Origin of the sequence: Microcystis sp. M109S1 (assembly GCF_020247025.1) — a bacterium.
GTDB lineage: Bacteria > Cyanobacteriota > Cyanobacteriia > Cyanobacteriales > Microcystaceae > Microcystis.
Genome location: NZ_JADBRW010000161.1, coordinates 1 through 22,661 on the forward strand (window position 1 = coordinate 1; position 22,661 = coordinate 22,661).

Sequence of the window (22,661 nt, forward strand, 5' to 3'; positions counted from 1 at the left end):
GATTCCTAAACCTCACGATTTAAGTTTCTGCTTCCACCACCGTCGCATACCACAGTTAAAAAACCATGTACTGTCTTACACAGAGTCCACAGACTTTCGCCCCATTTCAGAAGCCCGATTCCGTGTGTCCCACGGTACGTTTCCAGCTAAACGCTTCTTGTACTTGTTGCTTAGACTTTTTACCCGGCCAAGCTTTTCTGGTCGGAACCCCCTAAGCCGAGTTTTCAAGGTGCTGCGCCGTCCACTTGGTTTTCGAGACTGGCCTTTTAATTCTAACGTAAAGCCGCCGTAGAACGGCGGGGTTTCAGACCCAAAATTTCCGATGATTAATAATAAAAGCGCGGCTCAATCTCAAAAATCTATGCAGGTGGAAGAATTAAAACAGCTTTATGATCAGGACTTTGTTTTGTGGATTGAGCGAACCACCGAACAAATTCGAAGCGGGGAGATGAAAAATTTAGATTGGGAACATCTTTTAACGGAGATAGAAGATTGGGGGAGAGAACAAAGAAACAAAGTGGAAAGCTATCTAATTCAAACCGTTAAACATTTATTAATGTATCAGTATTGGCTGATTGAAAAAGGTAATTGTGGCCGGGGATGGGCCGATGAAATCGATAATTTCCGTCTAGAACTAGAAATTTTATTCCAGTCAAAAACCCTCTACAATTATGGGGCTTCTAGGTTAGATATAATTTATGATAAAGCCAAGCGATCGGTGATCAAAAAAACTGGTTTATCTGTTGATACGTTTCCGCAAGTTTGTCCTTATACCTTTGCAGAAATTATAGATTTTGACTTTTTGCCAGTTTAGAATAGGAGAATTAAAGGAGACCTGCTGTAAAAGTAAGTTATCGAGGAGCCATCGGTTCAAAATATCTAAAACTTCAGATAAATCCCACATCCAGCAGGTTATTTTGAATATTTTTTATTTAACCTAACCCAACCCCAGTTCGGGTTAAGCAGCGGGGGGTAAAGCCCATTCCATCTTCAAGGAGGGTTTTTTCGGCTGGTGACAGTAAGCAATCAAACCACAGAGAAGATTAACGCAAAAATTAACAGGGCTGCGGTGGCGGGAATGTTCAATCTGAGAGATGTTCTTGAGTTGGTCAATAATAGTCTCGACAATAGAACGCTTACGAGATAAAAGCTTGTCATAAAGGCGGATTAAGCGATTTTTCATGTTCCGCTTGGGTTTAGCAAAAAACTCAATACCAAAATCTTTGAGCAGTTCCTCCCCCAGGGATTGAGAGACATAACCTCGGTCAGCAAAAACTTTGCCAAACAAGGATTGTAGCAATTTGTTCACTGGTTTGCGGTCGTCCACATTGCCGGGGGTAAGGTGAACATTGAGCAATTCTCCTTCCTCGTTCACCACTAAATGCAGTTTAAAGCCAAAAAACCAGTCCACAGAGGTTTTTCCCCGTGCGGCTAAATTGTCAAACACCCGATGACTACTGATGCGGCGATTATGGCAGACCTGAATTTTGGTGGCATCGACAAAGCTAATCCCCGTGCAACGACCAAAACAATGCTTCAAGTAAACGCATAAGGGGATGAGGGTCGAGGGTATCCATTCGATAAAACGTTGATAGCTAGGCAGTTGAGGGAACTCTTGTCGCCAGTAGACACAAACATGATCGAGGTAGAAATGTTTAAAATTACGATAGTGGTTTTGATGGAAAGCGATCAGGATGGTCATAATTTCGCTTAAAGTCAAGATTTTGCCACGTTTACGAGCTTTATTATCGGCTGAAAGCCTTGTCTGTTCTAATTTAGGTTCAAATACACGACAGAAGTCGTCGACATGACAGAAAAGAGCTTCTAGACTAGACATAGATGGGTTGGGGGTGCTGAGTTTATATATTTTTCAGCTTACTAGCCCCCGCCTTTTCTTTCCACCCTTATCCCGAACTGACGTTAACCCAGTCATAGAAAGGCTTACAGCTATTTAAGTATTTTTGTCTAAATCTCTCATGGGGGAGATATTGGATGAATTGATACTCCTCTCAATAGCTTAGTCGGACTTGAACCCAATATACCGTCAAATCATTTATAGACAACAGAAAAGCCTGAAATACTTACTCTGCAATGGTGTTAGCTGTTTTTCAATAAATAAAAGTTTGGCAAAATAATCTGCTGGGAGTAGCTCGTTAAGTATATATACTCACATCATCAAGTGCTGAATGTGGGATAAATTTGACATAATCTTGGTTTTTATCGAGAGTGTATTTGTTTTTTGTCTTTTTTCTCCTCCTGTCTTTCGTCTCTTTACATAAGGGAAGATTTTTGATTTTTGCAGGAGATCTAGGCAAGAAAAAAAATTATCGTTATAATAAAGTTGTGGCTTATTCTGTCAGCGATAGAGTATTATGGGTCAAAAATCTTACGAAGTTTTCCAAGCAGTGGAAAATAAAGCTAACCTTCTAGCGGGTTATTGGGGTGACTTCAAAACGGAGATTATTCAGCATTTGCCTGAATCCTATCATGGTGAAATCCACGAACTTTCTAGTAACCTAGAGAAAGCTTTAGAAGTGTTAATCAATGAATTGCGCCATCCTACCCTGATTTTAGCGACGACTGGCACGACGAGCAGTGGTAAGAGTACCTTAGTGAATCTCCTGTGTGGTGCTGATATTGTACCGATGGCACAGCGAGAAATGAGTGCAGGAACAGTTACCATTGAGTATAGCGAAGAAAAGACTTTAATTATTGAAGAAACACCTGGAGCATTGTGGGAATGCGGGAAATGGGAAAAGATTAGCGATGAAGATATTTATAGTCGCTTAAAACAGTTAATGAAGGCTTATATTAAAGCCAGAAAAAAACAACCTGATTTAGCTTATCCTCGATCTATTATTTATTATCCTTTTAGACTGGTTAAAGATGAAAGTTTCTTAGAATTGCCTAAAGGGGTTAGAGTTAAGTTATTAGATTTACCTGGGTTCTCTTATGTAGGAGATGAGGGAAATCTTGGGATTATAAAACAATGTCGTGAAGCTTTATGTTTAGTAACATATAACAGCGCAGAAACAGACCCTTACAAAGTTGATAATTTGTTATCAGAAGTTGTTAATCAAGTTAAAGATTTAGGAGGCTCTCCTGCACGAATGCTATTTATTTTAAATCGAATTGATATATTCAGATCAGATGATGATTGGCAAGAAAGTGAAGGTGAGTTTATTGAAGAAACGACTGAAAACATTAAGGAAAAACTGATCGAGAATTTAAGAGAATATACAAAAGATATTGAAAATTTGAGAATTGTAAAACTGAGTACATGGCCAGCCTTATTAGCTTTACAAATTCAGGATAATAAAAAATTGCTTCAGGAACTGCTAGAGGAATTACCTAAGAGAGAAGAAAATTGGTCAGAGCATGATCAAACTAGACTTGAGAAAGTATTAAAACCCTATGAGCAAGCCATAGATAACTTTCAAGTTTTAATTAAGGAAATGATGAAGCGAGGAAACTTAAGTCTTGATCCTAAACAATGGACTATCTCTCAACAAGAACAAATTGCTAAAGAGTTATTCAAACAATCCTATGCAGAAGAATTTGAAGACAAACTAAGCAAGCACATAGCAGAACATTTTCCTAAATTAGTTATTCCCCAAGCTCTAGAAAAATTTAATGTAGCGGCGGGAAATAGTATTGCACAATGGGCAGTACAAACTACCACGGCAATTCTTAACAGTTCGGAAGAAAATTATCAACAGGAAATCGAAAAAATATCATGGATTAAATCTTCCTTAGCTCAATTTCTTCAAGTGAGTGATGCTAATTTACGAAAGCCTTTTGAAAAAATTAAACAAAACTGTGAGGAGTATTTAAACCAACAAACAGAAGATGATCCCCTTTCTATATTAACAGAAGCTATTACCGATCTTCAATTTACTGAACCTTATAATGAAATTGAAGAAAAATTAGTCCCTCTCTATGATTGGAGAAATGCTCTGGGGAGAGGAGTTGACCAGATTTTAGAAGCAGTTGCAGAATCATTAGAAAATGGCATAGTTACGCTAGACCATCCTAATTTTAAAAAAGCTAATATTGTCAATGTTAACTTGCTAGAGGGTAATCTGAGAAGATTAATCAAACTGGGCTATAGTTATTATTTCGCCAAAAATGGACAAAATGTAGTTGCAAAAACTCAGGAAGAAAAAGAGAATCTTAAGCAAAAAAATTATGAACTTAACGAACTGTCTATTCATCTTAGTCTGATTATAGCGCAAGTGTTGGATAAAATTTCTACCCAAGAGATTCAGCGAATGTATGAAGCAGTAAATGAATTATTCATCTGTCATCTTGCTTATTTAGAAAAAGGTTCTAATGAACGCGCTCCTGATATTGTGATTAGATTTCCAGAATCAGAGTTAAACAAAGTTACAAATGATCTAAAATTTGATTTTGTTAGGCTTGATTCGGACTTTGAAATTAAAGAAGAACAATATACCGAAAAATGCAGAACTTGGAAACATTGGTTATGGATAGTTCCCAAAAAGGAAAAACGATCCAGTGAAAATGCAAAAATTCCAAGTATAGGACAAATTTTAGCCGACTGGAAAAAACAGTTAAAAGAAGTTGAACCTGAGATGTTAAAACAAGTAATAGAATGGCTATTAGCACAAATTGACGATTTAAAAAAAAGTGTAGATAAAACTCAAAATGATATTCTTGATCAGTATCGAGATAGACTAGAAAAAGCTAGACAGGAGATTACTTTTGATTATGAAAAACAGCAAAATGTGTGGCAACCTATGCAACAAAGAGCGAAAAGATTAGAAGAGGAATTTTCTCGACTAGGAAATTTTGAAAAGGAGGCTGATTCCAATGGTAGTTGAATACTTTGAAACCAGATATCAGCAAATTTTTGAACAAGTTTTTCCTCACATTAAAAGTCAGGAAGTAGGTACTTTAAGCTCTGTCATTTATTTGATTTTAGATAATAAAAGCCAAGCCCAGGAACTTTGTCAAGAATATGATATTAAAAAAAAGGCTTCTTTAGATGAAGATTTAGATTTATCTGATGATATTATATATACAATTTCTATCAATAAACAAAAACCTGTTAAAGAATTCTCTATCCTTAAAATGGGGGGAGAACTCGTTAAAAATGTCTCCAGACCACTTCGTAAATCAGTAGATAATGATAAGGACAAAATGGAATTAATTGTACTCGCTGCTGTTATCTTAATCGGAACATATTTTACTCAAAAATTGTTAGGGGATTCCCGCAAACAAAACACAATTCATCCTGTACTTCCTAGCCAACCCATTCCTACAGCGATTTGTCTAGCTGTTCCTGCATCAGCAGTTTATGGCTTAACTGTAGGAAAGCGGATAAATAGAGAGAAAATCATTGAACTAATTGAATCTGCCCCAGAGTTTTTATGTATTAGAACAGAGGAAGCTGAACAACAAATGATAGATGTTATTAATCAAGAAATTTTACAAGACAGCCAACTTAAATTTTATATTAGGATTGACATACCCAATGGACAAGATATTATTGGTGCAGAAACTAAGTATGTTATTAAAAGGGATATACCTAAGGATACAGAGGGTAAAATTATACAGCTAGGTCGCTTGAGAGATGCGTCTGTTCTCAAATCATTCAACCGTATTTAAGGAGTTAATTTAATGGATTGGAAATCTGCCTCATCCTACTATGAAACCCGTCTCAGTGATGTCTTAAATATCCAACATTTTGCTGTTGACTTAGCCAAACTTCCCCAAGCTGAAGTTCCCTCTCAATTAACAGAAATCCTCATGCAAGAGGCAATACCTGCTAACCGTCAACTCGAAAGACTGAGAAAAAGAGAATTTCGTATCGCTGTGGTTGGCTTAGAAAAGGCAGGAAAAAGTACCTTTATTAACGCCTGGTTAGAATGTGATTTACTTCCTGCCAAAGGAGGAAGATGTACCTTTACCACCACGCAAATTTATTCCGTTAAAAGCGAATCTGAACAAAGATTAGAAGTGCAAACCCGCACCCAAGAACAATTTATTCATCTCCTCAAAGAATTAGAAACCGTTGGCGCAAAAGAAGACTTAAAAACCATTAGAGAAAACGAAATCACTCTACAACAAGTCAGAAAGGAAGGTAATTTAGTTATTCCTTTTACTCGACTCGAAGACATCCGAGAACAACTAAAAAAATACGTTGCCGATGAAAAATACGCCCATGCAGTCCTAGAAGCCCGACTTTATACTAATAAACTCGCTCAAGCAGAAGGAATCGTCTTTTATGATGTCCCTGGTTCAGATTCTGGGTTAGCCAAGCACGTTGATGAAGCCCAACAAATGTTATCCGACTGTGATGCAGTCATCGTAATTCAGCGTTTTCGCAGTATTAGAGAAGCCGAATTAGAAATTATTAAATTTACCGAACAAGGTGATAAGAATGTCACCATTGCTGATAAATTATTTGTCTTTTTAAGTCATATTGACTCTCTCGGTAGCCCAGAAGCCCTTAAAACTCATATTACAGAAGCCTCTCAGGATTGGTTAAAACGCGCTAATTTACCTGTTAATCGCATTGTTTCTGGTTCAGCAGGAGCTTATTTAATCTTAAATAATCTGGCGGAAGAACATACTCAATTAGAAATCGGACAAGCCAGCAATATTCAAGATAAATTAAAAACTTTAACTGGAATTATAGATGATGAAATGTTAAAAACTCAAGCTACAGGAATCCATGAAATTAAAGAAAAAATCTTTAATTATATTAATACTGAGCGAGTGGCAATTCTCAAGAAACGCTGTGAAGCTTCCATTGATAAAATTGTCAGCACCTCAGAGGACATTCATCATCTTGTCAGTCAAAGATTTCCCGAAAATCCTGAGGAAGCACAACGCTTTGAAGAAGAAAGAAGAAGAATTGATTTTTCAGAATGGTGGCATAGAAAATGGGAACAGATAAAAGCTGATTTACAAAATTTTTATGAAACATCTGTCATTAACAAACCCTTAGAAAAAGTTAATAACGAATCTTCCAGTAGTATCGAAAAATTTAAAGAACGCTATGGCCAACTTTTAGCCAGTGAAATGGCAAAATTAAGACAAGAAACTTTAAGAAAAAAAGAAATTATTTTTGACGCAAATTCTTTTCCAGACTTCGACAAGGTAAGAGCTAATTATGCTTGGCGGGATGACTTGTATGGGGATGTTAGAACATTTTTGGCTGCCCTTGCTCGACAATTAGCGGCAGAATTAAAAGATGAAGCCTTAAAATTAGTCGATTATATGTCCTCTTTATTATGGGGAAGTTCTCAAGTAAAAGAACGACTTATTGGTTATTCAGAACAGGAGTTTTTAACTCGCTTAGAAAATAGTTTATCAGTGTTATTTTTAAGATTTGCTCGTCCCGTTGCTGAAGCATTAATTCGCGGTCCTGTTAACAGTGATACCCGCAGCCAAATTGTCAAATTATTGGGGGCTGATGTGGAACTGATTGATAACTATTATCAAGGAGATGAACCGGCTTTTAGGGTCTTAAAAAAATACGTTAAATATGGTTCTGATTTACTCTTTAATCCTAGTCTTCGTCAACAGGTGTTAGGTGTAACAGAAATTGCCAAAAACTTTATCGGAATGACGGTAGATACAGTTATCGATTTAGCCGACCAATTAACCCCACCCAGAGAGGTTGTTACCTTTGAAGTAACTAATGATATTAACGCTTTTGAAGAATATCTACGCAATGGTATTTTTGAAGCCGCAGGATTTGAGTCCTACTGTATTCAAGAATTAAGAGGATTAGTGGATATTTTTCGAGAAAAAGAAGGAACATGGGCAGGTGTCGCTCAAAACGAATGGTATAAAGAGAATCCTCAGCTTGTAGCAGAATTACCCGCTAATTTGAAATCTCAAGAATTTAATTTAGAAGTTAGTGAACGACTGAGACAATTAGCAATTGCCTTGAAAAGAAATAGTTCCTCTCAGTAGCGTTAGCTATAGCAAAGCACCGCTATTATTGCGACGATACTTCATACATATATACTATAATAACCAAAAACCCTTATCCATCAATGGATACACCCATTAACTTTTCTGTATGTACCCATGTTTATTATAATATTTCTTAATAAACAAGTGGGGAAAGTTTAGGGGAAAATTCCCTAATCGTAATTCTCCTCGGCAACAAAAGGCGTTAGATTTATTCGGGGTTTCCTTGGGTTGAATCGGCAGCAGTATCGACTAATTCAAAGGATTAGACAAGAATTTACCAAGGTCAAGGTCGATGATCGCACTAAAATAAGCTCTCTCAGTGTTAGTTATTATTACCCGTTCGGATCAGCTTAGGAAAAAACTTGAGAAAAGTTTCATATTAGATTATAATTTTCGTTTGAGACTGTCATAGGAGATTAAAGGTATGTCTCGATTTATTAAGCGTTTAGAAGCGATTGGAATACATGGAAGATTTGATATTAATCTTGATTTTAAAGATGAAGTTAATATTATTCATGGAAGTAATGGCACAGGCAAAACAACTGTATTGCATATTCTTGCTAATGCCGTCAACGAAGATTTTAGACGTTTTGGCTATTTAAAATTTCAAAAATTAACCATTACATTAGATGATGATACGGAAATATTGATAAAACAGCAGAATTCTCCTCAAGAACCTCAAGAAACAGTAACAAAAGTCTTTGTTAATAATCAAGAAGTTGATTCTTACCGTTTTGCAGAATTATTAGAAGAAGAAAAGCAAAAAGAAAATAGCGAAATTTTATTGCCTGCACGTTATTATCCATCATCTTCTAAGAAGAAGCAAGATATTGACTTAAAAGCAACTTATTTCCCTGCTTTTAGAACAATGATTGAGGCATGGGCTACCTTAGATGAAAATGAAATTAGACATTTTGCCCGAAGATCACCTAATTTTAGAAAAGTTCTAAGAAGTTCCGCCAGATCAACCGAATTAGCTCGGATTCTATTTGGGAAATTTGTCCCTAGACTTGAGTATCCTTCACCGATAGAAATAGAAGAACATATTAATTCAGAATTAACAGAAGCTCAATTAAAAATTGCTAGTCTTGATAGAAATTTGCTTTCACAAGCTTTTCTTCAATTTTCTCAAGTTATTTCTCAATCATTTGAGACAGACGATAATACAAAAGAGCCAGACGAAGTTATTACAGAAATAATAGAACTTTCGGAAAAATTGCAAAATTCACCTTTTCAAGTTAATCGTGATCAATCAGATGATGTTTATAAAAAATTAATAGAACAGTTGAGATTCTTTGAATCAGAGCCAAAATACAAAACTATTGCTAGTAGAGTTTTATCAGTGTATAAAAGTTCTCTTCAACAAAGACTAGATGCACAAATAACAGCTTATTATACTATTGAAAGATATCTTGAATCAGTCAATGGATTTTTAGAGAGAAAGCAATTAAAAATAGGTTCTACAAGCTTACCTCAAGGCAGAGGGAAATTAGGTGTTAAAATTGGTGATGAAGAAGCTATTCATAGTCTGCAAATTTTGTCTTCTGGAGAAAGACAAGTCGTAGGTTTAATTTATGCCGCCAGTCACATGACAGGTGGTAGGGTTGTTTTAATTGATGAACCTGAAATTTCACTTCACATCGATTGGCAGCGTAAATTATTACCAGAAATGGTTAAACAACTTGATGAGAAACAACTCATTATTTGTACTCATTCTGCTGTGATTGCATCCAAATATCGAGAGAGAATGATAAAACTTGAACTACAACCAACGGCAAACGCTAATATAAATACTGATACTCTTGACAGTGAAGATCAAATGTATATACTAGATGATGATGATTTTGAAAACATTCCCTTTTAAAAATTTAGATAAGTATCGACTTTATGAACGGATTACAGTTAACTCCTGAAGAATACGTTACTGAAATAATTATGTCAAATGATAGGTTTTTATTGCTAGAAGGAGCCGATGATGAGGATTTTTTTACTATTATTTGTAATCTTTTAAAAAAAAATGAAGCTCAGATTTCAGCGGAAAAATTATATTTACTAAAAAATATTATTATTGATACTGCGGAGCGAATAGAAGGAGAATTAGGAAATAGAGCTAAGATAGAAAAAATCTGTGATTTAGTTGCCCAAGAGCCGCCAGATGTTAACAATAGAGTTTTGGGCTTTGTTGATCGAGAATTTAGAGAATTTGAATGTAGCAATGATTTAAAAGATCATATTAAAACTCATAAAATTAACAAGAGATTAATTTGGAGTAGAGGTCATTCAATTGAAAACTATTTTTTTGAAATATCAACGTTGAGAAAGGCATTCAACGATTATTTAGTCAGTAGTTTTTATCAAGAAGCATTTGAAATTTTTGAATCTAAATTTGAGCATACTCTCAGAATAGCTTGTGCTTTGAGTTTAGCAGGTTTATCAGAAGATTTACTTAAGCCTATTGCTAAATCAGTAAATTGGCAGTGTATAGATATCACCTCCACATCTCTGAAAATTGATTTAGAAGAATGGGGTAAGATACTGAATAAAAAACAAAAACTAGATCGATTTCGGATTCAAAAGCTATTTAATAAATTTGAAGTCTATTTGAATATGACCAATCAATGTGACATTGAAACCTCAAGATGGTTATCTCATGGACATATAGGATTTAATTTTATGTTTGTTGTTTATAGTAAATGTCTTTATATAACAGCCTTAGACTTATCGGGTCCTCGGAAAAATCCTAGTCAAGAAGCCGAGAAAGTTAATCAGTATAAAGACACACGCTTCCGCACAGTAGCAAATGCTTGGGTTAGAAATCAATCTGTAGAATTTCAAGGTGATAACCTTAATGATTTTCCAATCAAGTGTTTTTGGATGTTAATCAACGATTTTCAATAACAAATGATAGAAAAAAAGGGAGGTCTAAGAACCCCCCTCAATAGTTAATAATTAGATGAAAGCTAAATTAGTAGCGGCCAGCATTAGGTTTATGAACAATAAAGCTCATGGTTTGACATTGTTTGATGTTGTCAAAAGCGATAACGCGGATGTAGCAATCAGAATACTCGGTGCGGCACTCGCGAACTTCATTAAGAACTTCTTGGGGGCTAGAAACAGAGAATAAAGGCAGTTTCCACATCGTCCAATGATAATCCGCGGGTTTGGGATCTTTTTCAAATTCCACAGCAGGAATATAACCCTGATCGATCATGTATTGAATTTGTTTAGCAATTTGTTGATCGGTGAGGGGGGGCAAGTAGGAGAGAGTTTCGTAACGCTTCTCTTTAGGTAAAGTTTTCATGGGTTTCTTGATTCCTTATGGGTTGGGTAGATCATCAACATCGAGATTTAATTCCGATGTCTCTGGTTGACTTATAGCAGTACGGGTGAGACGTTCCAAAAGTTGCCGACGATGTTCGGTATTGTCATTAATAATTCCCGTTTTTACCATCTCTGGCAAGAACTCTAAAACCTGTTCGGCTAAATGTTCTCTTACCGTCATGATCCGCAAAACTAACTCTTTATTCTCAGTCATTAACCCCGCAATATAGGCCTCGCCATCCTGAATGGAATGGCTAGAAGTATAGTGACTCAGCCAAATAGCTAAAGTCGGATTAGTTTCTGACAATTGATCGATAATCGTGCGAACCGCTTGGTAAGTTAGGTAACTTTGTAAGACTTTCGCGGTATCTTGAACAACTTTTTTCAGATACATTTTATACAGTTTTCAGTTATTGGCTAGGCAGTTATCAGTGTTGAAATTCTAACCACTGCTTGCCGATTTTGGGCAAGTCCCCGGCATTATTTTCCACCGATAACTGCTAACAACCTTCTGAAGGGCTGTATTAGAGGGTATCCATAGCCTCGAACTCGAATTTGATTTCTTTCCAGAGTTCGCAAGCGGCAGCCAGTTCAGGACTCCAACGGCAAGCTTCCCGGATCACGTCGTTACCTTCGCGGGCCAAGGAGCGACCTTCGTTACGAGCTTGGATACAAGCTTCCAGAGCCACACGGTTAGCGGTGGCACCGGGTGCGTTACCCCAGGGGTGGCCGAGGGTTCCACCACCGAACTGTAAGCAGGAATCGTCACCGAAGATTTCCACCAGCGCGGGCATATGCCAAACGTGGATACCACCGGAAGCAACGGGCATTACCCCGGGTAAGGAAGCGTAGTCTTGGGTGAAGAAAATACCACGAGCGCGATCTTCTTCTACATAGTCTTCACGCATCAGGTCAACAAAACCCATCGTGATTCCGCGTTCACCTTCGAGTTTACCGACAACGGTTCCAGAGTGGAGGTGATCACCACCAGAGAGACGTAAGCACTTAGCTAAAACGCGGAAGTGGATACCATGATTTTTCTGACGGTCGATAACCGCGTGCATTGCCCGGTGAATGTGGAGCAGTAACCCTTTGTCGCGGCAGAATTTCGCCAGGGTGGTGTTAGCGGTGAAACCACCGGTGAGGTAGTCGTGCATGATGATCGGGGTTTTGATTTCGGCAGCGAATTCAGCCCGTTGCATCATCTGCTCGCAGGTAGGAGCGGTTACGTTTAAGTAATGTCCTTTAACTTCGTTGGTTTCTGCTTGGGATTTAACGATCGCCTCCTGGACAAAGAGGAAACGATCGCGCCAACGCATGAAGGGTTGAGAGTTAATATTTTCGTCGTCTTTGGTGAAGTCTAAACCACCGCGGAGACATTCATAAACGGCACGACCGTAGTTTTTAGCGGAAAGACCGAGTTTGGGTTTGATGGTGCAACCGAGTAGGGGGCGACCGTATTTGTTTAATTTGTCCCGTTCAACGGTGATACCGTGGGGAGGACCTTGGAAGGTTTTGATTAAAGCGACGGGGAAACGGATATCTTCTAAACGGAGACCGCGTAGAGCTTTGAAACCGAAAACGTTACCAACGATCGAGGTGAGGATGTTGGTGACGGAACCTTCTTCAAATAGATCTAAAGGATAGGCAACGAAACAGAAGAATTGGTTATCTTCGTTGGGTACGGGTTCGATATCATAACAACGACCTTTATAGCGATCGAGGTCGGTTAAGTTATCGGTCCAAACGGTGGTCCAGGTACCTGTGGAAGATTCCGCCGCTACTGCCGCACCTGCTTCTTCAGGAGGAACTCCGGGTTGGGGTGTCACCCGGAAGCAAGCTAGTAGATCGGTATCTTTGGGGGTGTAGTCGGGGGTGTAGTAGGTCAGGCGGTAGTCTTTTACGCCGGCCTGGAAACCTTTGGATTTGGCTTGCACCATTGGGATTATTCCTCCATAAACTGCATGATTAGTCGCACCTGTAAAATCTCGCCGTCAACCGACATAGATTTTTCTTAAGCTCCTTTCCCCTGCTGCCAGGAGCGAAGTTAGGGAGCAATTTTCACTAATGTTTTTTTCAACTGATCATCTTAACACGAACTTTATCCTATTCTGATCATTTTTTTTCCCTATCTCTAAAATTTTGATTGTTTTTTTTTCTCGGGGCGATTAGTTTCTTTAATCTGTCGTCATCTAACTTTGATAATCTCTACAAAAACACAAAAAAATCAATAAAAATTTACCTGATTGACACGCAGAAACTTCTGCTCATCAGGCTTTGAGCGATTAAAACTACTCTTTAATTGAGGAAGATTATCAATAATTACAACCTCAAAAAATTGTCGGCAATCGCTAAATATTAACTGGATTTCTAAGCAATTATACCCAGTACCTAGAGGACAGTTAGACAGCAGTGAACTCTAGATAAATTAGGTCTAATTACTCAGTAATTATTGTTGAGATTTTTGGCTTGTGAACGATTATTTTCCCCTTCAAGAATTATGGTTATTGTTGCCATTAAAACGATGACGTTCTGGAAATAGCGTGACCAATAACTGATTGATATAGACCTTTCCGACCACAGATGCTTGATTCGGTCGGTTAGTAGTAGATGCTTGTTCTCTGGTTTCTGGAGGACTGGCCTCGGCGACCATTTCCTCGCTATCCCAAGGACTGGCCACGGTTTCGGCCACCGCTTCCTCCACTGACGGCACTGGGGACACTTGACTGACTACGGGTTGCGGTTCCGGTAGAGGGGGTCTTTCCGGTTCCGATGGGGTCGCTGACACCTCGATGGTAATTTGACGGGAAGTATCTCCGATCAGTGAACCGGACGGCACGAGCGACATCGCTGCCACAGAAGCATTAAAAATCGTTGTGGTTGACCCAATACAGGCATTCTCACCGATTTCACCCCGACCGACAATCAGAACACCTGTACCTAAAATTGCCCCTGCACCGATAGCAATCACACCCTGATAGGCGGTTAAAATCGTTCCCATACCCAGGCAAGCACCCGCACCGATAATTATTTGGCTATTGGGGGCTGCTCGGAGAATCACCCCCGGAGCCACGATCGCACTCTCATCAATGGTTACATCACCATTGACATAGAATTCCGAGCGGCTAATAGGTTGAACGGGGGGTAAGGACATAATTGACAGTTATTCAGTGATCAGTGATCAGTGATCAGGGGTTAGGGGGTAGGGGTTAGAGTTTCGGGGATTTTTCCCGATCCGCCAACACCTAACACCTATCTCCCTTCACCGATCGCCGAGTCCTGAAATTAAGGGCGTTGAATAATCGATTCGAGAACACGGCGTTTCGCTTGGGAGTCAATCCCGATCAGACGGACGTATTCCCCTTGATGGTCCCGCAGACAGGTTTCTAAAGCGGCCACCACATCGGATTCGCGACTGCTATCGATCGGGGTGCAGCTTTGCCAAGAACTGGTTTTAAAACGACGTTTATCCGCGTGTTCACTGCCAATTTTGTGACCTTGGTTCAATAAAGAACGTATTTGAGCGATCGTTTCCGCCGTTAAGGTACTGGTTAAAGTGGCAGTACCGCCGCCAGAGGAACCGGCAGCATAGCTTTTGAAACTCGGTTCAGCAACGGTGGCGGTTTTACCGTTGCCATTACTAGCCACCGAACCATCGGGGCGCTGGATCACCGTTTCTAAAACCCGTTTTTTGGCTTTAGCATCGATACCGAGTAAGCGGACATATTCGCCGCTATGTTCCCGTAAACAATCTTCCAAAGCAGTAATTACATCGGATTCGCGATTACTTTCGATCGGGGCGCAACTCTGCCAAGAACTGGTTTTAAACCGGCGTTTATCCGCGTGTTCGGTGCCGATTTTGTAGCCTTGGGCGAGCAGGGAACGAATTTGAGCGATCGTTTCCCCACTTAAGCTACCACTGCTGCTATAACTGGCTCCGTTACTGGCGGGGGTGCTGTAGCTGCTGGCTTTGCCGCTGCCGTTACTAGCGGGGGCGCTGCCGGGGCGGTGAATAATCATTTCGACGACGCGTTTTTTCGCTTGCGGGTCGATCCCGATCAGGCGGACGTACTCATCGCTATTTTCAGTCACGATCGCTTCAATATCGCGAATGATGCCCGCTTCGCTCTTGGTTTCGATCGCCGGTCCAGTTAACCAAGAACTGGTTTTAAAACGGCGTTTATCCGCGTGTTCGGTGGCGATTTTCAGCCCTTGGGCGAGCAGGGAACGCACTTGTACGGACAGGTCTGAATTGCCGTTACCGTTGCCATGACCGCCGTGGACGGCGGTGGTGGTGCGGGCCGGTTCTCCCGGTGTGTCTTCGGGGCGTTGGATAATCATTTCCAGTATGCGCCGTTTAGCGGCGGGATCGACTCCGATCAGGCGGACGTATTCGCCTTGCAGGTCTCTCAGGGAGGCTTCTAGGGATTGGGATACCTGTTCTTCGCGGCTGCCGTCGATAAAGCCGGCACTTAACCAAGAACTGGTTTTAAAGCGGCGTTTGTCAGCGTATTCGATGCCGATCTTGTAGCCTTGGGAGAGGAGGGAGCGAACCTGCGCTCGAATGTTTGTATTTAAACTCATAGGTGTCACCGAATTTCTATATAGCGTCTCATTAGCGATGTTTATAGCGGCTGCCGGTGGCGGAGTCGCTGGTCCTTGGGCTTTGACCGGGACGCTGGGGGCGAGGTCGATATCGACAATGTGACGGGTGAAGGCTCGATCGATCTCTGTGACATCGGGTAAGCGATCAGCCTGTTGTTGGCTGGTGATCACGGAACCGGATGGCACGAATTTCCCGGCGGGGATTTCCACGTCTTGAACGAGGGCGTGCATCATGACGATGCAATCAGCCCCGATGCGGGCGTTAAAGACGGTGGAGCGAAAACCGATAAAACAGCGATCGCCCACATAGGCAGGCCCGTGAATGAGTGCCATGTGGGTGATACAGCTGCCCCGGCCGATCCACACCGAATATTCTCGGCCGTCATCTCCCACCACACGGCTTTTTTCTAAACCGTGGATGATTGCCCCGTCCTGAATTTTGCTGTCGTCGCCAATGTGAAAGGGAGTTCCCTCATCGGCGCGGATGGAAGTCCCTGGAGCGATCACCACTCGCGCCCCGATCTCGATAGCGCCACTGAGGTTGGAGAAGGTGTGGACTTTGGCACTCTCGTCTATGCGCGTTTCCTCTGGGGATTTGGTCCGCTTTTTCGGACTAGCCGCCGTTGTGCGGACGACCATAGTTAGTCTTCCTCCATACTGAATTTGGCTGGCTGGTTGTTAATTAACTGTGTTTGGGTCCTATCGATGTTTAACCAGATTGGCGAAATTCGTCTCTCTTGCTGTAGAGGGTGCGATTTTCTACGGTTATAGTGTCAATAATCCCCACCACCATCGCGTCAAGGGGGCGATTGTTCTGTCCGTCTTCGATACGGGCGGCTCCTCCCCGGGACACTAGCACCCATTCATTAATCCCTGCTCCGACAATATCACCCGCTACTTCGTATTTAGGCAAAAGTTGCCCTTGCGCGTCGATGAATTGCAAAAGCAGAAGTTTCACTCCCGTCATACTGCGCGGTTTCAGGGAGCTAACGACGGTGCCGCAAACTTTGGCAATTTGCATGGAATTTGTTTACACTAAAAGTTAGTTGCGCTCTAGATTCGTCTTAAAGGTTGCGGGTTAACACTTTCACGAAACTGTTCCACGGCTTCTGTATAACGGATGGGAAGAACGTATTCGAGGTTTTCGTGGGGACGGGCGATGATGTGGGTCGAGAGGACTTGACCACCTTTAACACGATTAGATGCCGCTTCTGTCCCCGCCGATACGGAAGCCTGTACTTCCGAAACGTCCCCCCGGACGATGACGGTGACGCGACCACTACCAATTTTTTCGTAACCTACTAGGGTTACGCGGGCGGCTTTCACCATGGCATCAGCCGCCTCGACGACGGCCGGGAAACCCAAGGTTTCCACCATGCCCACTGCAATTGACATAATATTTTTGTCTCCTAATGGTTGGCTTTCTTCGACTCTATAGATGCTGACCCCGATCAACGGTGTTTAATAGCTGCGGAATTGCTCTACTTCTTCGGTGTAGCGAATGGGCAGCACGTATTCGAGGTTTTCGTGGGGACGAGCGATGATATGGGTAGATAGCACTTGTCCTCCGTTAACCCGGTTGGCGTTCTCCACTCCAGCGGCCACAGAAGCTTGCACTTCTGAAACGTCTCCCCGGACAATGACAGTGACGCGACCACTACCGATTTTTTCGTAACCCACTAGAGTCACCCTGGCGGCCTTGACCATGGCATCGGCCGCTTCCACAACGGCGGGAAATCCTAGGGTTTCAATCATTCCTACTGCAATTGGCATTTTTTTGTTCCTCGCTTGTCAAGCCAAACTAAACTATTAATTTCGTTAGCGTTATCAACTTTGTTTCAGTCAAATTCTTTCCTTGTTACTTTTCCTGCTCTAGCTTTGGTGGCAGTCGGGATCGTGGCAAGGTGGGTAAGACCATCCTGAATTTTATCTCGATCGTGACCGTTTTCATCCACTATTTTTATTTTCTAGGGCCGGTTGGTAAAAATTTGACGAGTCAGGCAAAATTATCAACCTAAAAAAAGCATAGGAAACTATGACACCTTTGACAATATAAAACATTATGATTATTTCTCATCTTCAGGTTAACGAAAGTTAATCATTCCTTGATTTCGCTCATCAGCCTCAGCAATTCTCAGGAGATTTACCGCCGAAACCTTTGCTATGAGCCGATTTCTGCTTTAACTTCTCTCTTGGCGGCTTGCTTGTCTCTGCCGGATTTATTGGCAGATAAAAGCCTTATTTTCCCTGATTTCGCCTTTTTTATAATTTTTTTATACTATATCTGCACTTCCCCCAGACAGAAATACTAAAAAATTGACAAAATCCTTACTGCAGGTCGCTTCTAAGAAAAAATTGACTCACCACTAGGTACATTTTCTGCTTGAAAGTAGAGCGATCTTGTTAAATTGTAGCTTTTGATACTGTTGCGGATGTGATAATGTGTATTGTTGTGTTCAATCGCCCTTGGGGTTAACTACAGAAACCAAAAATCTACCTAAGTTATTGCTCCAATCACGAGTACGGTTAAAAAATACCCAACCAGAATCCCGATTGATCAAAAAAATGTGCAAGGCAGTATTGCCTTAGACCAAATTAGAGCGATTGACAAAACCAGAATCGTCGCCCAAATTAGCCATCTCGACGAACAAATGGCCCTGTTAGTGGCTGATCGCTTGGTTGAATTTTTTCACTACTAATTTTTGGATTATAGTTCGCAAAGAGGAAATATCTCAATTGTCCCAGGTGCATCCCTAGTTAGGGAGAGGAATGTAAAGATTTATTAAATATAGAGAAATTGCGGCATGAGATATGATTGATATGGTTGCCTATTAGTCTAAGTCAAATGAACATTGAACAAGTTATCATTAAAAACCTAAGAAAACTTCCCTTAGAAAAACAACAAGAAGTGTTATCCTTCACCGAATCTCTCACCTCAAAAATTTCCCTCCCTTCCCCAGATTATAGTCTCACTCCCCAGGAAAAAGCTCAAAAATGGCAGAAAGTAATCGCTAAACTTCCTAAAACAAGTGCGAATTTACCTGATGAAGCTTTACACCGTGACACTATGTATGAAGACTAATGACTCAATATTTACTGGATACTAACATTTTGCTTCGGGCGGCTGATACGTCTTCAGCAACTTATTCTCTTGCTAATAATGTAATTACTCAAATCGTTGAAACAGCTAATGAATGTGTTATTATTCCTCAAGTTTTAATTGAATTTTGGGTAGTTGCAACCCGACCCCTTGATGTTAATGGTTTAGGTTCGACTCCAGCACAAGCTACAAATTATGTCAATGATTTATTAGATAACTTGACATTAATTGCAGAAACCCCGGATATTTTTCCCCTTTGGTTTCAATTAGTCACCATCTACAACATTAAAGGAAAACGCACCCATGATATTAGGCTTCTTGCTGTCATGAAAGCTTCTAACATTACCCATTTATTAACCTTTAATCCTGATGACTTTATCCCTATTCCCAATATTACCATCGTTCATCCGCAAGATTTGATTAATTCCCAATAATTAAGCAGCAAATCCGACATACCGCACCACAATCCCTCCCGGAAGCGGATAGGTCGCCCGAGCAGGAGTAAAACAGGGGAAAACACCTGAAACTCCTTCCTCTGTGAATCACTGTTTTATGGCGAAAGGAGAAACAGCAGTCTAGAAAAGAGTTCTGGTATTATTTATAGACATCGCCGCGAGGTTTAATAGTTGTAATGACGTATAGATTGTTATCTCTATCTTCAAAAAACAACACTCGATACTTACCCACTCGCAATCTTAGTTCATCTCTTCCGTAAAGGGGTTTAATATCTAATTTTGTAGAATCCGAAATCAAAGTATCCAAAGCTTCAAGAATACGAATTTGGTCATTTTTTGGCATTCTTTCTAAGTAGCGTTCTGCTTGTCTAAGTAGAATATAATCAGCCAAGTTTATCTCCAAATAGTTTGTATTTTAATTCTGTTGAAGTGATTCCAGTATCTCGACCAGATAAATAATCTTGCCATGCTGCTTGGCTTTCAGCAAGTTCTTCGGCTGGAATGATCTCATCGTCATCTTTTGGCGCTAGGGTCGGCTTGATGATAGTTTTTAAATCCTCTAAAAGTCGCAACCTATCCGTAAGGGGAAGATTCTCTATTTGGCGGAGGATTTCATAGTAAGTTGTCATAGACCTTGATCGTATCAGATAATCCGAACACACCTCAAATAATACCACATCCAGATACTAACCAAAAATGGTAAAAGCGGTGGGCTGTTCACAACCGACTTGGTTCTGCGGTTTCTTTATCGGGATTAAGAAAGGAATATAAAGATTTATTAAATTGTAGCTTAGAATACAGTTCGGGGGGGGGGTAGTGTGTATTGTTGTTTTCAATCGCCTTTGGGGTTGGGTTGGGCTGTTGCTTGACCTGGCTGCGAAGGAGGCGATCGCACTTAAAAATAATTAATTTCGTAATACATTCAGAGAAATACCAATGCAAATACAATCTCTGCTCGGAAAATCTCTTTTGCTCTCCCTAGTTCTGTTTATCCCAGAGGCTGCTATAGCACAAGTCGAACCTATTCCTGGTGGTCCGATTCCAGGAGACAGCTTTAATCTCAATCCAAATGAATCAAGAGAATTTCAGCCTTTCCTAAACAATCCAAGCGGAATAAGGAAAATTTTTAGCTTTGTGGGACAGGCTACAAACCCTAATGTAAACTCGACAAATCTGACAATTTTCTTTGATTACGTTGATGTGGATGGTCAAAAAAAATTTACTCCAGAAACTATGTCTCCTCTTCTAGGAAACAATAACAATCCACAACTTATATCTGCCAAATCTACTTTAGATTTTTGCCCACCCGTCGTGAGTATTGACTTCCGAGCCAGTAATTTACCTATCAACAATATCTCTGGAGCATTTGCACATCTTTGTGTCCAAAAAGCTCCCGAAATACCTCTACCTAATTCCAAATTCGGTTCTCCCGAAGGCGGAGTAATACCAGTTGATAGCATTGCGCCTAAGATAGGGTTTGATAGTACAACAGGAAAACTTTCTTTCGCAGATGTTACATTCAACTTTGCTAACCTTGTAGGTAACGAAACTTTCGACCCTATGTTCGTTAGTGATCCAATAATTGGAGCGACGATGAGTGTAACAGATTTAACACTAAGTGGACCGATTGGAAACGGCTTTCTATTCAAGAACGGGATTCTAACTATATCGAAAAATGGGCAAAACTTTCTGACTGCCGATATTCCCAGTCTCCTAATTGACGACGAAGCCTTATCCCCTTTCGGCAATAATATTTTCGGCGGACTTGAGATTACTGACTTTAATTTGTCATCTCAATTTATCCAAGATTATATCAGCTTTATAGCTGATAATCCACAGTTCCCACCTGAACTTTTTGGACGAACGTCAATCCCTGTCACAAATCTAATCCGTAACAATCAGTCCTTCGAGTCCACGCTTGAACTTCAATCAATTGCAGCTTCAACAAAAGTACCTGAACCCACTTCTACTCTCAGCTTCCTCGCTCTCGGCACTCTCGGCGCAGCCTCAACCCTCAAGCGCCAAATAAAATCATCCAAACCATCAGAAAAAGAAACCACAAAAGTAGGCTAAATTGCTTCTAAAAATACCATAAATGCCCCTTCATTTACTCCCTTGAAGGGGATTATTTTTTCCTTCATCAACAATCTGTAAAACACTCTTGTATAAAGGTGCAGCAACCCAAAATCCTGCTTGATTGATCAAAGCGTCTAGCAAGGGTTTCACCTCAGAGATTAACCCTCGATTTTTAGCCTCAACCAAAATGCCCAGAATTCCTGTGTATCGAAGATTAAGTCTAGTAGCAATTCTACGGCCACGACGCTCATCAATCAAAACTTGATCTGCTCTTAACTCAAGTGCCAAAGCAATAGCCTCAGCTTCTCCCCTATCAAGTTCATCAGCAAGAAATTCAATGACTGTGCGGTTAGTTACGGTTCGAGTTTGAATCCAATCTAAGGTTTGGACTTCTATTGAACCTGCTACCGGAAAATCAGGCTCAGTTAATTCTCGATAAACTGCTTCGGGAATAAAAACTATTTCGTCAAGTTGTTGTAGTAGATAAAGTTGATTAATAGCTGCAAGATTGTTGATAGGCGATGTATCACTGACAATAATCACAATCTACCCATCTCCCGCAAGTTCTTAATATCCTGTTCAAAATCTTCGACATCGTAGTGTACTGGAATTTGACGACTTGCCAGTAGGTGTTGAAAAGCAATACGATTCATTCGGGCAAATCGACTCGCTTGAGCAAGGGTGAGCTTCTCTTTTTGAAAGAGCATGACCGCAATTTCCTGCCTCATCTCAGCTTCAGTCATGCGTGTGGCACTGAGAATTTCATCGGAGATATCAATACTCATGGCTATAACCCTATCTATCCCTTCCTATTGGAATAATATCATAACCTCCTTCATTTACTCCCTTGAAGGCGATTATTTTTTGCTCTCTTCCTAAACTATAAAAATTTCTGATTTCACAGCTTATCGCTTATTTAAGATGGATGATTATTAGGATTTTCCATCGGCAATCCCTCACTGATCACAGCGACATTCAACTCATTATCTGCCGAAACAAAAGTTATAGGGGTTGACACTCCCCGCTCTAAAGAGACGGGGATTCTTGGTTCACAGAGATTACTTGCTTAGACAGAATTGCTTCTGAAAAAGTAGAGGTATTCTCTCCCCAAGCGTTTATTGGATCTAGCCCAAAGGTTCCGGTATGCCCTA

General features: G+C 40.6%; 22 protein-coding genes and 1 pseudogene. 10 read left to right on the top strand and 13 right to left on the bottom strand.

Annotated features, from left to right (window positions below; genetic code table 11):
• The first annotated feature begins 322 nt into the window (after positions 1 to 322).
• Positions 323 to 814, top strand: a complete 492-nt coding sequence (locus IM322_RS07670) for a DUF29 domain-containing protein (protein WP_287674642.1) — start codon at positions 323 to 325, stop codon at positions 812 to 814.
• 144 nt (positions 815 to 958) lie between these two features.
• On the opposite strand, the gene IM322_RS07675 is transcribed toward IM322_RS07670, so the two are convergent.
• Positions 959 to 1,837 (bottom strand): IS982 family transposase, encoded by an 879-nt coding sequence (locus IM322_RS07675; RefSeq protein WP_002804497.1) that lies wholly within the window; start codon positions 1,835 to 1,837, stop codon positions 959 to 961.
• A 535-nt stretch (positions 1,838 to 2,372) separates the two neighbouring features.
• Between IM322_RS07675 and IM322_RS07680 the strand changes: the two genes are divergently transcribed.
• The 5 genes from IM322_RS07680 to IM322_RS07700 all read left to right on the top strand — a co-directional run bounded on the left by IM322_RS07680 (position 2,373) and on the right by IM322_RS07700 (position 10,851).
• Positions 2,373 to 4,844, top strand: coding sequence for a dynamin family protein (locus tag IM322_RS07680; protein ID WP_287674645.1), 2,472 nt, complete (start codon positions 2,373 to 2,375; stop codon positions 4,842 to 4,844).
• Positions 4,834 to 5,631: a hypothetical protein gene (locus IM322_RS07685; RefSeq protein WP_286823701.1), complete on the top strand. Its 798-nt coding sequence runs from the start codon at positions 4,834 to 4,836 to the stop codon at positions 5,629 to 5,631. Before IM322_RS07680 ends, IM322_RS07685 begins: the two co-directional genes overlap by 11 nt.
• Before the next feature lie 12 nt (positions 5,632 to 5,643).
• Positions 5,644 to 7,950 carry a dynamin family protein gene (locus IM322_RS07690; RefSeq protein ID WP_287674646.1) on the top strand — a complete coding sequence of 769 codons (2,307 nt, stop codon included), beginning with the start codon at positions 5,644 to 5,646 and terminating at the stop codon, positions 7,948 to 7,950.
• A gap of 427 nt (positions 7,951 to 8,377) precedes the next feature.
• Positions 8,378 to 9,817: an AAA family ATPase gene (locus IM322_RS07695; RefSeq protein ID WP_287674648.1), complete on the top strand. Its 1,440-nt coding sequence runs from the start codon at positions 8,378 to 8,380 to the stop codon at positions 9,815 to 9,817.
• A gap of 23 nt (positions 9,818 to 9,840) precedes the next feature.
• Positions 9,841 to 10,851: a DUF4435 domain-containing protein gene (locus IM322_RS07700; RefSeq protein ID WP_287674650.1), complete on the top strand. Its 1,011-nt coding sequence runs from the start codon at positions 9,841 to 9,843 to the stop codon at positions 10,849 to 10,851.
• Between the two features lie 67 nt (positions 10,852 to 10,918).
• Here the strand turns inward: IM322_RS07700 and IM322_RS07705 are convergent, their stop codons facing one another.
• From IM322_RS07705 to IM322_RS07740, 8 genes are all read right to left on the bottom strand, one after another.
• A complete protein-coding gene (locus IM322_RS07705; protein WP_286823697.1) occupies positions 10,919 to 11,254 on the bottom strand; it encodes a ribulose bisphosphate carboxylase small subunit in 336 nt (111 codons plus the stop codon).
• A gap of 15 nt (positions 11,255 to 11,269) precedes the next feature.
• Positions 11,270 to 11,668 carry a RuBisCO chaperone RbcX gene (gene rcbX, locus IM322_RS07710; protein ID WP_286823696.1) on the bottom strand — a complete coding sequence of 133 codons (399 nt, stop codon included), beginning with the start codon at positions 11,666 to 11,668 and terminating at the stop codon, positions 11,270 to 11,272.
• Between the two features lie 130 nt (positions 11,669 to 11,798).
• Complete coding sequence (locus IM322_RS07715; protein WP_002753365.1) at positions 11,799 to 13,214, bottom strand: form I ribulose bisphosphate carboxylase large subunit; 1,416 nt, start codon at positions 13,212 to 13,214, stop codon at positions 11,799 to 11,801.
• A gap of 551 nt (positions 13,215 to 13,765) precedes the next feature.
• Complete coding sequence (gene ccmN, locus IM322_RS07720) at positions 13,766 to 14,428, bottom strand: beta-carboxysome scaffolding protein CcmN (RefSeq protein WP_287674652.1); 663 nt, start codon at positions 14,426 to 14,428, stop codon at positions 13,766 to 13,768.
• Between the two features lie 131 nt (positions 14,429 to 14,559).
• Positions 14,560 to 16,518 (bottom strand): RuBisCO small subunit-like domain-containing protein, encoded by a 1,959-nt coding sequence (locus IM322_RS07725; protein ID WP_287674654.1) that lies wholly within the window; start codon positions 16,516 to 16,518, stop codon positions 14,560 to 14,562.
• Between the two features lie 70 nt (positions 16,519 to 16,588).
• Positions 16,589 to 16,900, bottom strand: a complete 312-nt coding sequence (ccmL, locus tag IM322_RS07730) for a beta-carboxysome shell vertex protein CcmL (protein WP_002759323.1) — start codon at positions 16,898 to 16,900, stop codon at positions 16,589 to 16,591.
• Positions 16,901 to 16,932: 32 nt separating this feature from the next.
• Positions 16,933 to 17,274 (bottom strand): carbon dioxide-concentrating mechanism protein CcmK, encoded by a 342-nt coding sequence (locus IM322_RS07735; protein WP_002733426.1) that lies wholly within the window; start codon positions 17,272 to 17,274, stop codon positions 16,933 to 16,935.
• 66 nt (positions 17,275 to 17,340) lie between these two features.
• Positions 17,341 to 17,652: a carbon dioxide-concentrating mechanism protein CcmK gene (locus tag IM322_RS07740; protein ID WP_002734613.1), complete on the bottom strand. Its 312-nt coding sequence runs from the start codon at positions 17,650 to 17,652 to the stop codon at positions 17,341 to 17,343.
• Between the two features lie 740 nt (positions 17,653 to 18,392).
• On the opposite strand from IM322_RS07740, the gene IM322_RS07745 reads away from it, so the two are divergent.
• From IM322_RS07745 to IM322_RS07755, 3 genes are all read left to right on the top strand, one after another.
• Complete coding sequence (locus tag IM322_RS07745; RefSeq protein WP_287674659.1) at positions 18,393 to 18,578, top strand: type II toxin-antitoxin system PemK/MazF family toxin; 186 nt, start codon at positions 18,393 to 18,395, stop codon at positions 18,576 to 18,578.
• Positions 18,579 to 18,724: 146 nt separating this feature from the next.
• Positions 18,725 to 18,961 carry a hypothetical protein gene (locus IM322_RS07750; protein ID WP_286823690.1) on the top strand — a complete coding sequence of 79 codons (237 nt, stop codon included), beginning with the start codon at positions 18,725 to 18,727 and terminating at the stop codon, positions 18,959 to 18,961.
• Positions 18,961 to 19,413 carry a type II toxin-antitoxin system VapC family toxin gene (locus IM322_RS07755; protein ID WP_287674656.1) on the top strand — a complete coding sequence of 151 codons (453 nt, stop codon included), beginning with the start codon at positions 18,961 to 18,963 and terminating at the stop codon, positions 19,411 to 19,413. Before IM322_RS07750 ends, IM322_RS07755 begins: the two co-directional genes overlap by 1 nt.
• Positions 19,414 to 19,573: 160 nt before the next feature.
• On the opposite strand, the gene IM322_RS07760 is transcribed toward IM322_RS07755, so the two are convergent.
• Together IM322_RS07760 and IM322_RS07765 are read right to left on the bottom strand one after the other, a co-directional pair.
• Positions 19,574 to 19,777, bottom strand: a complete 204-nt coding sequence (locus tag IM322_RS07760) for a type II toxin-antitoxin system RelE family toxin (protein WP_416361014.1) — start codon at positions 19,775 to 19,777, stop codon at positions 19,574 to 19,576.
• A 40-nt stretch (positions 19,778 to 19,817) separates the two neighbouring features.
• Entirely contained in the window at positions 19,818 to 20,063 is a 246-nt protein-coding gene (locus IM322_RS07765) for a hypothetical protein (protein WP_158198478.1), read from the bottom strand.
• Between the two features lie 1,312 nt (positions 20,064 to 21,375).
• On the opposite strand from IM322_RS07765, the pseudogene IM322_RS07770 reads away from it, so the two are divergent.
• A pseudogene (locus IM322_RS07770) lies at positions 21,376 to 21,507 on the top strand (PEP-CTERM sorting domain-containing protein); the annotation flags it as partial.
• A 30-nt stretch (positions 21,508 to 21,537) separates the two neighbouring features.
• On the opposite strand, the gene IM322_RS07775 reads toward IM322_RS07770, so the two are convergent.
• Both IM322_RS07775 and IM322_RS07780 read right to left on the bottom strand, forming a co-directional pair.
• Positions 21,538 to 22,053, bottom strand: a complete 516-nt coding sequence (locus IM322_RS07775) for a PIN domain-containing protein (RefSeq protein ID WP_287674657.1) — start codon at positions 22,051 to 22,053, stop codon at positions 21,538 to 21,540.
• Complete coding sequence (locus IM322_RS07780) at positions 22,050 to 22,295, bottom strand: UPF0175 family protein (protein ID WP_002751850.1); 246 nt, start codon at positions 22,293 to 22,295, stop codon at positions 22,050 to 22,052. The genes IM322_RS07775 and IM322_RS07780 overlap by 4 nt, the downstream gene beginning before the upstream one ends.
• Positions 22,296 to 22,661 lie beyond the last annotated feature (366 nt).

What these genes read in the sequence shown, in the direction of transcription:
- IM322_RS07755 (WP_287674656.1), top strand. Translation starts at nt 18,961, where the DNA reads ATGACTCAATATTTACTGGATACTAACATTTTGCTTCGGGCGGCTGAT.
- IM322_RS07700 (WP_287674650.1), top strand. Translation starts at nt 9,841, where the DNA reads ATGAACGGATTACAGTTAACTCCTGAAGAATACGTTACTGAAATAATT.
- IM322_RS07685 (WP_286823701.1), top strand. Translation starts at nt 4,834, where the DNA reads ATGGTAGTTGAATACTTTGAAACCAGATATCAGCAAATTTTTGAACAA.
- IM322_RS07760 (WP_416361014.1), bottom strand. Translation starts at nt 19,777, where the DNA reads ATGCCAAAAAATGACCAAATTCGTATTCTTGAAGCTTTGGATACTTTG.
- IM322_RS07740 (WP_002734613.1), bottom strand. Translation starts at nt 17,652, where the DNA reads ATGCCAATTGCAGTAGGAATGATTGAAACCCTAGGATTTCCCGCCGTT.
- IM322_RS07750 (WP_286823690.1), top strand. Translation starts at nt 18,725, where the DNA reads ATGAACATTGAACAAGTTATCATTAAAAACCTAAGAAAACTTCCCTTA.
- IM322_RS07735 (WP_002733426.1), bottom strand. Translation starts at nt 17,274, where the DNA reads ATGTCAATTGCAGTGGGCATGGTGGAAACCTTGGGTTTCCCGGCCGTC.
- rcbX (WP_286823696.1), bottom strand. Translation starts at nt 11,668, where the DNA reads ATGTATCTGAAAAAAGTTGTTCAAGATACCGCGAAAGTCTTACAAAGT.
- IM322_RS07680 (WP_287674645.1), top strand. Translation starts at nt 2,373, where the DNA reads ATGGGTCAAAAATCTTACGAAGTTTTCCAAGCAGTGGAAAATAAAGCT.
- IM322_RS07715 (WP_002753365.1), bottom strand. Translation starts at nt 13,214, where the DNA reads ATGGTGCAAGCCAAATCCAAAGGTTTCCAGGCCGGCGTAAAAGACTAC.
- IM322_RS07705 (WP_286823697.1), bottom strand. Translation starts at nt 11,254, where the DNA reads ATGAAAACTTTACCTAAAGAGAAGCGTTACGAAACTCTCTCCTACTTG.
- IM322_RS07765 (WP_158198478.1), bottom strand. Translation starts at nt 20,063, where the DNA reads ATGACAACTTACTATGAAATCCTCCGCCAAATAGAGAATCTTCCCCTT.
- ccmL (WP_002759323.1), bottom strand. Translation starts at nt 16,900, where the DNA reads ATGCAAATTGCCAAAGTTTGCGGCACCGTCGTTAGCTCCCTGAAACCG.
- IM322_RS07675 (WP_002804497.1), bottom strand. Translation starts at nt 1,837, where the DNA reads ATGTCTAGTCTAGAAGCTCTTTTCTGTCATGTCGACGACTTCTGTCGT.
- IM322_RS07670 (WP_287674642.1), top strand. Translation starts at nt 323, where the DNA reads ATGATTAATAATAAAAGCGCGGCTCAATCTCAAAAATCTATGCAGGTG.
- ccmN (WP_287674652.1), bottom strand. Translation starts at nt 14,428, where the DNA reads ATGTCCTTACCCCCCGTTCAACCTATTAGCCGCTCGGAATTCTATGTC.
- IM322_RS07690 (WP_287674646.1), top strand. Translation starts at nt 5,644, where the DNA reads ATGGATTGGAAATCTGCCTCATCCTACTATGAAACCCGTCTCAGTGAT.
- IM322_RS07780 (WP_002751850.1), bottom strand. Translation starts at nt 22,295, where the DNA reads ATGAGTATTGATATCTCCGATGAAATTCTCAGTGCCACACGCATGACT.
- IM322_RS07725 (WP_287674654.1), bottom strand. Translation starts at nt 16,518, where the DNA reads ATGGTCGTCCGCACAACGGCGGCTAGTCCGAAAAAGCGGACCAAATCC.
- IM322_RS07695 (WP_287674648.1), top strand. Translation starts at nt 8,378, where the DNA reads ATGTCTCGATTTATTAAGCGTTTAGAAGCGATTGGAATACATGGAAGA.